The sequence below is a fragment of the Streptomyces collinus Tu 365 genome (genome assembly GCF_000444875.1).
Lineage (GTDB): Bacteria > Actinomycetota > Actinomycetes > Streptomycetales > Streptomycetaceae > Streptomyces > Streptomyces collinus_A.
On sequence record NC_021985.1, the window covers coordinates 6,934,684 to 6,947,854 of the forward strand.

At 75.6% G+C, this 13,171-nt stretch carries 10 protein-coding genes; 7 read left to right on the forward strand and 3 right to left on the reverse strand.

From position 1 onward, the window contains the following. Positions 1-31: 31 nt before the first annotated feature. Positions 32-1,831, reverse strand: a complete 1,800-nt coding sequence (locus tag B446_RS30095) for a thiamine pyrophosphate-requiring protein (RefSeq protein WP_020943215.1) — start codon at positions 1,829-1,831, stop codon at positions 32-34. Positions 1,832-2,144: 313 nt separating this feature from the next. Here B446_RS30095 and B446_RS39915 point away from each other — a divergent pair, with 313 nt between their 5' ends. The 3 genes from B446_RS39915 to B446_RS30110 all read left to right on the forward strand — a co-directional run bounded on the left by B446_RS39915 (position 2,145) and on the right by B446_RS30110 (position 6,030). Beyond that, positions 2,145-3,185, forward strand: a complete 1,041-nt coding sequence (locus B446_RS39915; protein WP_020943216.1) for a hypothetical protein — start codon at positions 2,145-2,147, stop codon at positions 3,183-3,185. Between the two features lie 302 nt (positions 3,186-3,487). Beyond that, entirely contained in the window at positions 3,488-4,744 is a 1,257-nt protein-coding gene (locus B446_RS30105) for an aminotransferase class I/II-fold pyridoxal phosphate-dependent enzyme (protein ID WP_020943217.1), read from the forward strand. After that, a complete protein-coding gene (locus B446_RS30110) occupies positions 4,741-6,030 on the forward strand; it encodes an MBL fold metallo-hydrolase (protein ID WP_020943218.1) in 1,290 nt (429 codons plus the stop codon). The genes B446_RS30105 and B446_RS30110 overlap by 4 nt, the downstream gene beginning before the upstream one ends. On the opposite strand, the gene B446_RS30115 is transcribed toward B446_RS30110, so the two are convergent. Together B446_RS30115 and B446_RS30120 are read right to left on the reverse strand one after the other, a co-directional pair. After that, entirely contained in the window at positions 5,993-6,625 is a 633-nt protein-coding gene (locus B446_RS30115; RefSeq protein ID WP_020943219.1) for a DedA family protein, read from the reverse strand. The two genes, B446_RS30110 and B446_RS30115, sit on opposite strands and share 38 nt — an antisense overlap. Next, positions 6,622-7,395, reverse strand: a complete 774-nt coding sequence (locus B446_RS30120) for an MBL fold metallo-hydrolase (protein WP_043479396.1) — start codon at positions 7,393-7,395, stop codon at positions 6,622-6,624. The genes B446_RS30115 and B446_RS30120 overlap by 4 nt, the downstream gene beginning before the upstream one ends. Before the next feature lie 84 nt (positions 7,396-7,479). On the opposite strand from B446_RS30120, the gene B446_RS30125 reads away from it, so the two are divergent. The 4 genes from B446_RS30125 (at position 7,480) to B446_RS30140 (ending at position 13,154) form a co-directional block, all read left to right on the forward strand. Then, on the forward strand, positions 7,480-7,911 hold the full coding sequence (locus B446_RS30125) for a hypothetical protein (RefSeq protein WP_020943221.1): 432 nt from the start codon (positions 7,480-7,482) through the stop codon (positions 7,909-7,911). Between the two features lie 142 nt (positions 7,912-8,053). Next, positions 8,054-10,216, forward strand: coding sequence for a phage holin family protein (locus tag B446_RS30130; protein ID WP_078614838.1), 2,163 nt, complete (start codon positions 8,054-8,056; stop codon positions 10,214-10,216). 80 nt (positions 10,217-10,296) lie between these two features. Then, the gene (locus B446_RS30135; RefSeq protein WP_020943223.1) at positions 10,297-11,358 is read left to right on the forward strand and encodes an ATP-binding protein; all 1,062 of its coding nucleotides are present in this window, start codon (positions 10,297-10,299) and stop codon (positions 11,356-11,358) included. Further along, the gene (locus B446_RS30140; RefSeq protein WP_020943224.1) at positions 11,355-13,154 is read left to right on the forward strand and encodes a DUF2201 family putative metallopeptidase; all 1,800 of its coding nucleotides are present in this window, start codon (positions 11,355-11,357) and stop codon (positions 13,152-13,154) included. The genes B446_RS30135 and B446_RS30140 overlap by 4 nt, the downstream gene beginning before the upstream one ends. Positions 13,155-13,171 lie beyond the last annotated feature (17 nt).

The following is a 13,171-nucleotide window of genomic DNA, read 5'->3' on the forward strand; positions in this document are numbered from 1 at the left end:
CCGGGTGCCGGGCCGGGAACCGGCCGTCTCGCTAGTGCTTGTCGTGGCTGCCCTGCAGAAAGTCCTGCACCTTCGCCTTCAGCCCCTGCTTCACCATCGAACCGCGATCCGCGTCGCCCTTGAGGATCGCCGCTGCCGTCGCCTCCAACTGCTCCCAGGTGGCGTGCGGCGGGATCGGCGGCACCGCCGGGTCGGTGAGGAACTCGATCACCGCCGGCCCGTCGGCCTCCAGGGCGGCCCGCCAGCCCGCCTCCACGTCCTCGGGCTTCTCCACCCGTACCCCGGTCAGGCCCAGCGAGCGGGCGAACGCCGCGTACTGCACGTCCGGGATCTGCTGGGACGGCAGGAAGGACGGCGAGCCCTCCATCGCGCGCATCTCCCAGGTGACCTGGTTCAGGTCGCGGTTGTTCCACACGCCCACCACCAGCCGCGGGTCCGACCAGCGGTCCCGGTACTTCGCCGCCGTGATCATCTCCGCTAGACCGTTCATCTGCATCGCGCCGTCGCCGACCAACGCCACCACCGGCCGGTCCGGGTGCGCGAACTTCGCGCCGATCGCGTACGGCACCCCCGGCCCCATCGTCGCCAGCGTCCCGGACAGCGACCCGCGCATGCCCGGCCGCATGGTGATGTGCCGCGCGTACCAGTTCGCCACCGAACCGGAGTCGGACGTCAGGATCACGTTGTCCGGCAGCAGCGGGTCCAGCGCCCGGGCCACGTACTCGGGGTTGATCGGATCCGCCGACAGGCCCGCCCGCCTCTCCATCGTCTCGTGCCAGCGCTTGACGTTGTCGCAGACGGTCTCGCGCCACTCGCGCCCGCCGCGGTCGGTCTGCAGCAGCGGGATCAGCCGCCGCAGGGTCGCCCGCGCGTCGCCGACCAGATTCACCTCGTACGGGAACCGCATGCCGATCATGTGCGGGTCGATGTCGATCTGCACCCCGCGCGCCTTGCCGAACTCCGGCATGAACTGCGTGTACGGGAACGACGAGCCGATCGTCAGCAGCGTGTCGCAGTCACGCATCATCTCGTACGACGGTCGGCTGCCCAGCAGGCCGATCGGCCCGGTGACGTAGGGCAGTTCGTCGCTGAGCACATCCTTGCCGAGCAGCGCCTTCGCGACACCCGCGCCCAGCAGCTCGGCGATCTCCTGCACCTCCGCCACCGCCCCCGCGGCCCCCTGGCCGATGAGGACGGCCGGCTTGTCCCCCTCGTTCAGCACCTCCGCCGCCCGGCGCAGCGCGTCGTCCGACGGGACGGCCGTGTAGTCGCTCATGCCCAGGCTGGAGGGCACCATCTTGAACGCGTGCGTGGGTGGCGAGTAGTCCAGTTCCTGCACGTCGGCGGGGATGATGACGGCGGTCGGGCAGCGCCGGGCGCAGGCCGTGCGGATCGCCCGGTCGAGCACGTTCGGCAGCTGCTCCGGGACGGTCACCGTCTCCACGAACTCCGAGGCCACGTCCTTGTAGAGCGTGTGCAGGTCGATCTCCTGCTGGTAGGACCCGCCCATCGCGGTCCGGTTCGTCTGGCCGACGATCGCCAGCACCGGCACATGGTCCAGCTTGGCGTCGTAGAGACCGTTCAGCAGATGGACCGCGCCGGGTCCCGAGGTCGCCACGCACACCCCGAGCCGGCCGCTGAACTTCGCGTACCCGACGGCCTCGAAGGCGGACATCTCCTCGTGCCGGGACTGGATGAAACGCGGCTTGTCGTCGGCTCGTCCCCAAGCGGCCAGCAGGCCGTTGATGCCGTCCCCGGGATAGCCGAAGACCTGCTCCACACCCCAGGCGCGCAGGCGTTCGAGGATGTGGTCGGAGACCTTGGTGCTCATGAAGGGGACCTCCCCGGTGCGGTGCGAAGCGGACGATCCGGTCGGCGGCTACCGAGTCACCGTCACGACGTGCGGAAAACCTGTCCGTACGGCCGGCGCGGTCCGAGCGCGGAAGACCGGCCGACATCGCTCCCGGTCCGGGGCATCACCCGATAGGCCGTTTCGCGTCCCGCGAATGGGGCCCGGCCGCGCGCGGCCGGGCGCCCGGCGGGCTGTGATGGCAGCGAGGGCACGACACCCCGTGCCCCGCGGCCGCCGGGCCGCGCCACCGTCGAGACCGTCCCGCCCGTCGCCCTGCCGAGGAGCCCGCCCCATGCGCCGCACCGCCCGCGCCCTGTCCGCCACCGTCCTGGCCGGCGCCGCGCTCGTCATAGCCGGGCCCGCGGCCTCCGCGCACCCACGGGCCGGGACGACCCCCGGCACCGGCGGGCCCGCCGCCCCGCTCGCCGCCTCCCCGCTCTGCGACCCGCTCACCGGCCCGGAACCCGACCCCCTCGACACGACCGGGACGACGGCCGCCGGCGGCGGCGAACCGTGCGGCGGCGACGAGGGCCAGCCGGGCGGCGGTACGGCCGGATCGGCCCTGGACCCGCGGACGACCCCGGGACTGGCCCCCGAGCGGGAGTCGGGGCAGGAAGCGGGGCAGGGACCGGAAGGGGGGCAGGAGAGCGGCCAGGTGGCGGGGGAGGGGGTGCCCTCCGGTTCGGGGTCGGGGGCGGGGGCGGGCCTCGGGCCGGACCTCGGGCCGGGTTCCGGCTTGGACCTCGGGCCGGGTTCCGGCTTGGACCTCGGGGCGGGTTCCGGTTCGGACCTCGGGGCGGACCTCGGGGCGGGCTCAGGAGCGGTGCGGGAGCCGCAGCCGGGGCAGAGCCAGAGCCAGAGCCAGAGCCAGGGGCAAGGGCAGGGCCAGGGCCAGGGACAGGCGCCGGGGCAGGGCCAGGTGCCGCGGCCGCCGGGGTCGGGGACGGGGGCCGAGACGGGCTCCGCCCGGCCGCAGCCCCAGAGCCAGAGCCAGAGCCAGGGCCAGGGCCAGGGGCAAGGGCAAGGGCAGGGGCAAAGCCAGGGCCATGAGCAGGGCCAAGGCCGAGGGCAGGCTCAGGGGCACGGCCAGGGTCAGGATCAGGGCCAGTGCCGGGGGCACGGGGAGTGCCACGAGGACGGCTGCCGTGAGTCCCACGACGGAGGGCACGACGACTGCTCCCCGGCGACGGTGCAGAGCGGGGTCCAGGCGGGTGAGGGCGGCACCTTCACCGACTCGGTGCCCGCCCTGGTCACCGGGAGTGTGCTGATCGCCGCCGCCTGCGCGGGCGCCGTCCACCGGCTCCTCGGCCGCCGGAGGTACGCGAACCACTGAACGGCACGCACGCCGCGCACCGCGCCGACCGTGCCGGCCGCGTGACGGCCGGCACGGACCGGAGCGCGGGCCATGGAGCACCGCCCGCCGGGTACACACCACCCGAGGGCACCAGCGGACACGACGGGCACGGCACGCACCGCGGAGACGGCGGCGCCGCGGGCAGCGCAGGCACGGCAGGCACCGGCCGCGCGGCCGGTACCACCGCTCGGGCGGACGAGGAGGGACACACGGCCCGCACGGCCCGCACGGCCCGCACGAGAACACCACACGGCACCACCACGGACTGCGCGGAGGCGGACATGCGGCGGACGGACCCCGGGGGCCAGGGCCCCGTCCGCTACGGGCCGCCCCCGCCCGGCGACGGCCTGCCGGTCCTGCCCGAACTCGCCGCCCACCTCGCCGCCGCGGCGGGCCGCGCCGAGGCCCAGCCCGTCGGCGGCGCCCCCGCCCTGCTGGAGGCGGCGTGCGGCTACTGGACCCGGCGCGGGCTGCCCTGCGTCCCCGACCGGGTGGCCGCCGGCCCCGGCGCGCCCGCGCTGCTGCTCGCCCTGACCGCCGCGCTCTCCGGCGAGGGCGGTGACGTGCTCGTGCCCCGGCCGTGCGCCGCCTGGTGGGCGCCGTACGCCCGCCTGCTCGGCCGGCCCGTCTACCACGTGCCGACCCCGGCCGAGAGCGGCGGCGTCCCCGACCTGTACGCCCTGCTGGAGACCGTCCGCCGGGTCCGTGACGAGGGCGGCGACCCCCGGCTGCTGGTGCTGTCCGTGGCCGACGACCCCACCGCGACCGTCGCCCCGCCCGAGCTGGTGCACGAGACCGTCGAGGCGGCCGCCGCCGAGGGACTGCACCTGGTCAGCGACGAGACCTGGCGCGACACCCTGCACGACCCGCACCAGAGCGTGCTGCTCAGCCCCGCCGAGATGCTGCCCGACCGGGTCACCGTCGTCAGCGACCTGGCCGGCGCCCTGCTGCCGGCCGGCTGGCCCGCCGCCGTGGCCCGCTTCCCGGCCGGCCCGGAGGGGGAGCGGCTGCACGCGCGCGTGCTCGACGTCCTCACCGCGCTCGACGCCCGGATCGCCGCGCCGGTCGCCGCCGCCGCCGGGTACGCGCTCGACGAACCCGGGCCCGTCACCGAACGCCGGGAGGCCGCCGTCCGCCTGCACGCGCGCGTGGCCGCCGCCGCGCACCGCGTGGTCGTCGCGGCCGGCGCGCTCGCGCGGCCGCCGCAGGCCGGGCGCCACCTGTACGTCGACCTCGGCCCGCTGCGGGAGGCGCTCGCCGGACAGGGCGTCGCCGACGCCCAGGAACTGGAGGAGTTCCTCTCCGCCCGGCTCGGCATGCCCGCACCCGGCGGCCACCGCTTCGGCGACGACCTCCAGGCGCTGCGCGTACGGCTCGCCACCGGGCACCTGCTGGGCGGCACCGACGAGGAACGCGCGGAATGCCTCGGCTCACCCGCGCCGCTGGAACTGCCACAGGTGCAACGCGCGTTGAACTCCTTGGGGTCGGCCTTCGGCGATCTCCGCGACGACGCTCGGCGACGGGAGCCTCCTCGATGACGCAGCAGACGCAGCAGACGCATGAGCCCGGGTCGGACACCGCGACCACCGCCACCGACGCGACCACCGCCACCGACGCGACCACCGCGACCGGCCCGCGCGCGTCCGGCGCCCACCCGGCGGACACCCCGGGGACACCGGATCCGCACCCCGCCGGCCACGCCGCCGCCGGCCCCCCGGCCCACGTCACCGCCTCGGCCCCCGTCACCCCCTCCGCCCGTGCCGCGCTCGCGCCCCCCTTCCCGCCGCTCGCCGAGCCCCGGCCGCTCGGTGAGCACCGCGTCTGGCCGCGCACCTTCCACGACCGGCTCACCGCGCCCCTGCCCGGCCTCAAGGCCCTCGCCCGCTTCGCCCGCGAGGGCGCCGTACGCCCCGGGCCCGAGGGCCTCGCCGACATCCCCGGGCTTCCCTACGCACCCGCCCGGCTGCCCCGCCCCGGCGCCGGCACACTCGCCGTGACCTGGGTCGGACACGCCAGCTGGATCGTCCAGGTGGGCGGGCTGACCGTGCTCACCGACCCCGTGTGGTCCCGCCGCATCCTCGGCACCCCGGCCCGCATCACCCCCGTGGGCGTGCCCTGGGAGGCGCTGCCGCCCGTCGACGCCGTCGTCATCAGCCACAACCACTACGACCACCTGGACGCACCCACCCTGCGCCGGCTCCCGCGCGCCACACCGGTGTTCGTACCGGCCGGCCTCGGCGGCTGGTTCCGGCGGCGCCGGTTCACCCGCGTCACCGAGCTGGACTGGTGGGAGGGGGCCGAACTGTCCGGCGTCCGCTTCGACTTCGTGCCCGCCCACCACTGGTCCAAGCGCACCCTCACCGACACCTGCCACAGCCTCTGGGGCGGCTGGGTGCTGACCGCCGCCGACGGACCGCGCCTGTACTTCGCCGGCGACACCGGCTACGGGCACTGGTTCACCCGCATCGGCCGCCGCTATCCGGGAATCGACCTGGCGCTCATGCCCATCGGCGCCTACGACCCCCGCTGGTGGCTCTGCGACGTCCACTGCGACCCGGAGGAGGCCGTCCGGGCCACCCAGGACGTGGGCGCGCGCCGGATGGCGCCCATGCACTGGGGCACCTTCGTGCTGTCGGCCGAACCGGTCCTGGAGCCGCTCACCCGCGTGAGATCGGCCTGGGAGAAGGCCGGACTGGCGCGCGAGAACCTCTGGGACCTCCCGATCGGCGCGTCCGCGCTGCTCGGCCCGGACACCGACGGCCCCGCCCGCCCCGTCACCGGCGCCGCTAACGCGCCCGACGCACCAGAGTCGGCACCGCGCTGATCCCCAGCGTCAGCGCGATCGCCGCCACCACACCCTCCCAGGGCTCCGGGAACAGCGAACCGCCCAGTATCCCGATCACCTGATACGTCAGCGCCCACGCCAGGCACGCGGGCAGATTGCCGCGCGAGAACCGGCGCAGCGGCCACTCGGCCAGCAGACACGCCAGCATCACCGGTATGCGTCCCGCCGGCACCAGCCGGGACAGCACCAGCACCGCGACCCCGTGCTCGGTCAGCTTCCCCTGCGCCTGCGCGAGCCGCTCCTCCGGCGCCCGCGAGCGGATCGCCTCCAGCCAGCGCGACCCGTTCCTCGACCGCAGCCCGCGCCGCCCCAGCCAGTACAGCGCCGCGTCCCCCAGGAACGCCGCCAGCGAGGCGGTCAGGAACAGCAGCGCCAGCGAGAAGGGCGCCGTCCGGTGGAACGCCACCACCGCGGCGGAGCTGACCAGCGCGCCCGTCGGCACCACCGGCACCAGCGCGCCGATCAGCACCAGCAGGAACAGCGACGGGTAGCCGAGCGCCTGCTGCGTGACCTCCGGTGGCACCGTGGACGTCGCGGCGCCGGCCAGCTCCGCCGCCGAGGACGGCCATCTCACCGCGCGACCTCCAGCCGCACGCTCTCCCCGTGCTCCAGCCGGTGCACGGCCACCTGCGGCGCGGCGGCGGCGGCCAGCCGCACGAACTCCTCGCCCGGCGTGTGGAACTCGTGCGGCCGCACCGCGTCCATGCCGATCGGCCAGAACGTCCCGTAGTGCACCGGCACCGCCATCCGCGGCTCCAGCAGCGCCAGCGCCCGGGCCGCCCGCCCGGCGTCCAGGTGCCCCTCGCCGAGCCAGGGGCCCCAGCCGCCCACCGGCAGCAGCGCCACGTCCACCGGCCCGACCTCGTCCGCCATGGTGTCGAACAGCCCGGTGTCCCCGGCGAAGTAGGTGCGCGCCTGGCCCTCGACCACGTACCCGAGGGCGGGGGAGCGGTGCGGGCCGACCGGCAGCCGGCGCCCGTCGTGCCGGGCGGGCACCACCCGCACCAAAAGGTCACCGACCCGGACCCGGTCGCCGGGCCCGACCTCGGTGACGTCGAGCTGCCGCAGCCGGCGCAGTCCGGGCACCGCCCGTGGTGCGCCCCGGGGCACGAGCAGGCGCGTGCCCGGGGCGAGCACGGCCAGCGAGGGCAGGTGCAGGTGGTCGGCGTGCAGATGGGAGACGAGGGCCAGGTCCGCGCGGTGGGCCTCGGGCGGCGGTACCGCCCCCCGGCGGCGCCGCAGATGCGCCAACCGGCGGCCGAACAGGGGATCGGTGAGCACTCGTATGTTCGAATCCCGGAGCGTGCACGTGGCGTGACCCCACCAGGTGATCTCCACCGGCACCTTCTTCGCCTCCTTCACGCGACTCCCCGAAGCCTACGTGCAGGAGTAGGGTCGGCGGCGAAACCCGGAGGTGAGGGGGACGCCATGGGACAACTGCGGGGCGCCTGCGGCGGGCTCGCGCCGGTGCGGGTCACCGCCATCGCGAGCCTGACGCCCCTGGAGGAGCTGGAGGCCGACCCCTTCCTCGTGGACTCCCGCAGCCAGCACGCCATGTGCGCCCGCTGGGCGGCCGAGCACGGCTACGTCGTCGCACGCGAACTCCTCGTCGGCGGCCTGCGGTTCGACCACTGCGCCCTGTGGGACGGGGTCCGGTCCGGCGTCGACGTGTTCGTCGCGCCCAGCAGACGCGTGCTGGAACGCGCCCTGTCCTCGGTGGAGGAGTTCACCGCCGAGTGCGCCCGGCGCGGGGTGCGCGTGGAGACCGTGGGGCGCGCCGAGCCGTCGTACGACGCACAGATGAAGGCGCACGTGCACCGCAGACTGTCGATGCCGACCGCGGGCTACGACGGCCGCTGACGCCCCGCCGGCCCCGGCCGCCCGCCGCGCCCCGCGCCGTCCTCCGCACCCTGCGCCGCGCCCCGCGCCGCCCTCCGCGCCCGGAGCCCCGCACCTTGCGATCCCGCTCTCCCGGACCGCCCCGCCGCCCCGCCCGCACCGTATGACAAGGTGGGGCAAGCCCCGGCCGGGCCGGGCGGGAGGGGGCGCCCCCGCCACACCGGCGGGGGAGGGCCGGGACGTGAGGTGTGCGGGCGTGCGGTGGCGGCGGATTGCCGGTCAGACAGGCCGGAGCGTCACGGTGTGGGCGGTCTCCACCCTCACCATGCTCCTCCTCGCGGGCCTGCTGCCCGACTTCAGGCTCCAGTCCCCGACCGGTGACAGCGCCACCCGGATCGCCGTCACGGCCGCCTGCGGCGCCGGCGCCTTCGGCCTCCTGTCGGCCGTCGTCTGGCCCCTCCTGGTACGGCTGCTGCTCCTCGTGCCGGCCCTGGTCCTCGGCCTGCTGGTGTTCTTCCTCAACGGCTCCCTGCTGCTGCTCGCCCTGCGCCTCAACCCCTCCGGGCGCGGCGACGTCGCCCCCGAGACCGCCGTCATCGTGGCCGCCGTCATGTCCGCCGTCGCCTCGGCCACCGGCGCCGCCCTGGCCGTACGCGACGACGACGCCTACCGCCGCCGCCTGCTGCGCCTGGCCGACCGCCGCCGCAGAGCCGGCCCGCCCTGCCCCGACACCCCCGGACTCGTCTGCATCCAGCTCGACGGCGTCGGCCACGACGTCCTCACCGACGCCGTCGCCCAGGGCCTGATGCCGACCGTCGCCCGCTGGCTGTCGACCGTCGACGGTATGCAGCCGACCCACCGCCTCACCCCCTGGCGCACCGACTGGTCCAGCCAGACCGGCGCCAGCCAGCTCGGCATCCTGCACGGCAGCACCTTCGACGTGCCCGCGTTCCGCTGGTACGAGAAGGACCGCGGCGAGGTGATGGTCTGCAACCGCCCCACGAGCGCCGCCGAACTCCAGCGCCGCGCCATATCGCATACAGCCGACGGTGGACTGCTCACCGTCGACGGCGCGAGCCGCGGCAACCTGTTCGGCGGCGGCGCCGCCGAACAGGCCCTCGTGCTCTCCATAGCCGCCCGCCGCCGCGGCCGGGAGAACCGTTCCCGCGCCGGCTACTTCGCCTACTTCGCCGACCCCGCCAACGCCGTCCGCACCGCCCTGTCCTTCCTCGCCGAGGTCGGCCGCGAGATCGGCCAGTCCACCCGCGCCCGGTTCCGCAGACAGCGGCCCCGCGTGGGCCGCGGCGGCCTCTACCCCCTGGTACGGGCCTTCGCCACCGTCGTCGAACGCGACGTCGTCGTCGCCGCCGTCATGGGCGACCTGCTCGCCGGCCGCACCGTCGTCTACGCCGACCTCGTCGCCTACGACGAGGTCGCCCACCACTCCGGACCGCACAGCCGCGACGCCGCCAAGGTCCTGCAACGCCTCGACCGCTCCCTCGCCCTCGTCGAGAAGGCCGCCGAACACGCCCGCCGCCCCTACCGGATCGTCGTCCTCTCCGACCACGGCCAGAGCCCCGGCGAGACCTTCCGCTCCCGCTACGGCCTCACCCTCACCGACCTCGTCCGGGCCGGCTGCGGACTGCCCGTGCCCCGCCGCGCCGAACGCACCCGCAGCGGCGCCGAGGCACGCGCCGCCGTCCGCGCCGCCCTGCGCCGGCCCGAGGAAGAGCGCCACGACGAACACCGGCCCGGCCGCGACTCCGAGCCCGTCGTGCTGGCCTCCGGCAACCTCGGCCTCGTCTCCTTCCCCGACGTGCCCCACCGCATGACCAAGGAGGAGATCGACGCCCGCCACCCCGCCCTGCTCCCCACCCTCGCCAACCACCCCGGCATCGGCTTTCTGCTGGTACGCAGCGAACGGCACGGCGGCGTGCTCCTCGGACCGTTCGGCACCGAGATCCCCCTCGCCGACCTGGACGAGGAACCCGGCCCGCTCGCCCGCTTCGGCCCCGGCGCCGCCGACGCCGTCCGCCGCACCCACACCTTCCCGCACACCGCCGACATCATGGTCAACTCCGCCCACGACCCCGCCGACGGCGAGGTCCTCGCCTTCGAGGAGCAGATCGGCTCCCACGGCGGCCTCGGCGGCGCCCAGTCCCGCCCCTTCCTGCTCTCCCCGCTCACCCTGACCGCACCCACCGCGGACGGAGCCGAACTCGTCGGCGCCGAGGACGTCCACCACGTCCTGCGCCGCTGGCTGCACGAGGCCCACGGACCCCAGGTGCCGCTCACCGAACCGGCCCGCGAGGAGCGCGCCGCCTGAAAACCGGCTGCGGCCACGGGGGACGCCCACCCACACTGTTCGACACGCACACGTTCGAACACCCCCAAGGAGCACCGGCCTTGCAGGCTGCCGTCACGGTCACCCCCGCCCGCCTCCCCGAGCTGCTGCTCGGCCTCGCCACCGTCCGGCCCGTCTTCCTCTGGGGCGCCCCCGGCATCGGGAAGTCCTCCCTGGTACGGGAGTTCGCCGCCTCCCTCGGCCTGGAGTGCGTCAGCCTGCTCGGCACCCAGCTCGCCCCCGAGGACCTCATCGGCGTGCCCCAGATCCGCGACGGCCGCTCGGTGTTCTGCCCGCCGGAGACCATCGCCCGCGACGAGCCGTACTGCCTGTTCCTGGACGAACTGAACGCCGCCACCCCCGACGTGCAGAAGGCCTTCTACTCGCTCATCCTCGACCGCCGCATCGGCTCCTACGAACTGCCCGAGGGCTCCCTCGTCATCGGCGCCGGCAACCGCGCCACCGACAACGCCCTCGCCCGGCCCATCGCCTCCGCCCTCGTCAACCGGCTCACCCACGTCCACCTGGAGGCATCCGCCACCGACTGGCTCACCTGGGCCGCCGGCGCCGGCATCCACCCCTGGATCCTGGACCACCTCACCGACCGGCCCGACCACCTGTGGTCCAAGCCGCCCAAGACCGAGGAACCGTTCTCCACCCCCCGCTCCTGGCACATGCTCTCCGACGCCCTGCACTCCTTCGGGCCCGCCCTCGACGAACCCACCCTCACCGTCCTCGCGCACGGCACCCTCACCCCCGCCCACGCCACCGCCTTCTGCGGCTACGTCAAGGTCGTCCGCAGCCGCTTCGGCATCGACGCCATCCTCAAGGGCGACGCCCGCTGGCCGCACCGCCCCGAGGACCGCGACCTGCTGTACTTCCTCGCCGAGTCCTTCCGCGGCCGCCTCGCCAAGGAGCTGCCCGCCGGCAAGGACCACCTCTCCGAGAACGGCCGGCAGACCGCCTACCGCGCCAAGTCGCTGCTGGTGCAGCTCGCCGAGATCTCCGTCGAGGTCGCCCAGGGCGTCATCGCCGCCGACGCCGACGGCAACCCCGTCCTGCCCGCCTGGTTCCTGATCGAGGCCGCCCGCGACATGCCCCGCCTCGTCGAGGCCCGCCGGTGAGCCGCGGCCCGAGGAACCGCAAGGACAAGCCCGACCCGGCCGCCGAGCGTTGCGCCGAGGGCGTCCGGCTGGTGCGGGCCAACCCGGCGCTCGCCTCCCTCGACGCCGAGCTGTGCCGCCGGGAGGACTGCGCGTTCGCGCCCCGCGACGGTCTGGTCCGCGTGACCTCCAACGGCACCCTCCACCTCCACCCCACCCGCCGCGCCGAGCCCGCCGCATGGGCCTGGGCCCTCGCCCACGCCCTGATCCACCTCGGCTTCGGGCACGTCCCCGCGGACCGGGGCGAACGCGCCCAGCCCGACCGCCACGCCCTCGCCGCCCGCTGCACGGTCGTCAACCGCTTCCTCGCGACCTTCCCCGTCGGCCGCGCCCCCGACCACCTGCCCGCCACCTACCCGAACGGCGACGAGGAACAACTCGCCGCCCGCTGGCGCCGCGACGGCATCCCCGCCGGCCACGAGCACGGCGGCACCGCCGGCCCCGAACCCGACCAGCTGCTGCTGCCCTGGAGCCGGTGGGGCGGGAAGCCCCCCGACTGGCAGCTCGCGTTCGCCCACGGCCTCACCCGCACCATGGCCACCGCCATGGACCTGGCCGGCGGCCGCCGCGACGCCATGACCGGCGCCCCCACCCGGCTGCGCCCCTGGGAACGCGCCCTGAGCTGGTTCGTCTCCTCCTACCCGCTGCTCGGCGGCATCGCGGCCGGCATCCGGCTCGTCGCCGACGCCGACCTCGCCCGCGCCCACGGCATCGCGATCGCCGCCGTCGACGCCGGCGCCGGCGAGATCTACGTCAACCCGCTGCGCACCCTCGACGACGAGGAATGGCGGTTCGTCCTCGCCCACGAGATGCTGCACGCCGCCCTGCGCCACGGCGACCGCTGCGGCACCCGCGACCCCTACCTGTTCAACGTCGCCTGCGACTACGTCGTCAACGGCTGGCTCGCCGAGATGGGCGTCGGCACCATGCCCGACGGCCTGCTGCACGACCCGCTCCTCGCCGGACTGTCCGCCGAGGAGGTCTACGACCGCATCGCCGGCGACCTGCGCCGCATCCGCCGCCTGTCCACCCTGCGCGGCAAGGGCACCGGCGACGTCCTCGGCGCCCCGCTCGGACCGCCCCGCGCCACCGTCGACCTCGACACGTTCTACCGCCGCGGACTCGCCCGGGGCCTCGACCTCCACCAGGAACAGGAACGCGGCCTCCTGCCCGGCGGCCTGGTCGAGGAGATCCGCGCCCTCAGCCACCCGCCGCTGCCCTGGGACGCACGACTCGCCCGCTGGTTCGACGAGCTCGTACCCGGCCCCCGCCCGGTACGGACCTACGCCCGCCCCTCCCGCCGCCAGGCCGCCAGCCCCGGCATCCCGCGGGCCGGCCGGTACGTACCGCCCGAGGAGATCGCCCGCTGCACCTTCGGCGTCGTCCTCGACACCTCCGCCTCCATGGACCGCACCCTGCTCGGCAAGGCCCTCGGCGCCATCGCCTCCTACGCCGCCGCCCGCGACGTACCCGCCGCCCGCGTCGTCTTCTGCGACGCCGCCCCGCACGACGCCGGCTACCTGCCGCCCGCCGAGATCGCCGGCCGGGTCCGCGTCCACGGGCGCGGCGGCACCGTCCTGCAGCCCGGCATCGACCTGCTGCGCCGCGCCGAAGACTTCCCGGCCACCGCACCCGTCCTCGTCATCACCGACGGTTGGTGCGACACCCTGCGGGTACGGGGCGAGCACGCCTATCTGATCCCCGAGGGCAACCGCCTGCCGTTCACCCCGCGTGGCCCGGTCTTCAAGGTGCGGTGAGCCCGGATGTGATCGGA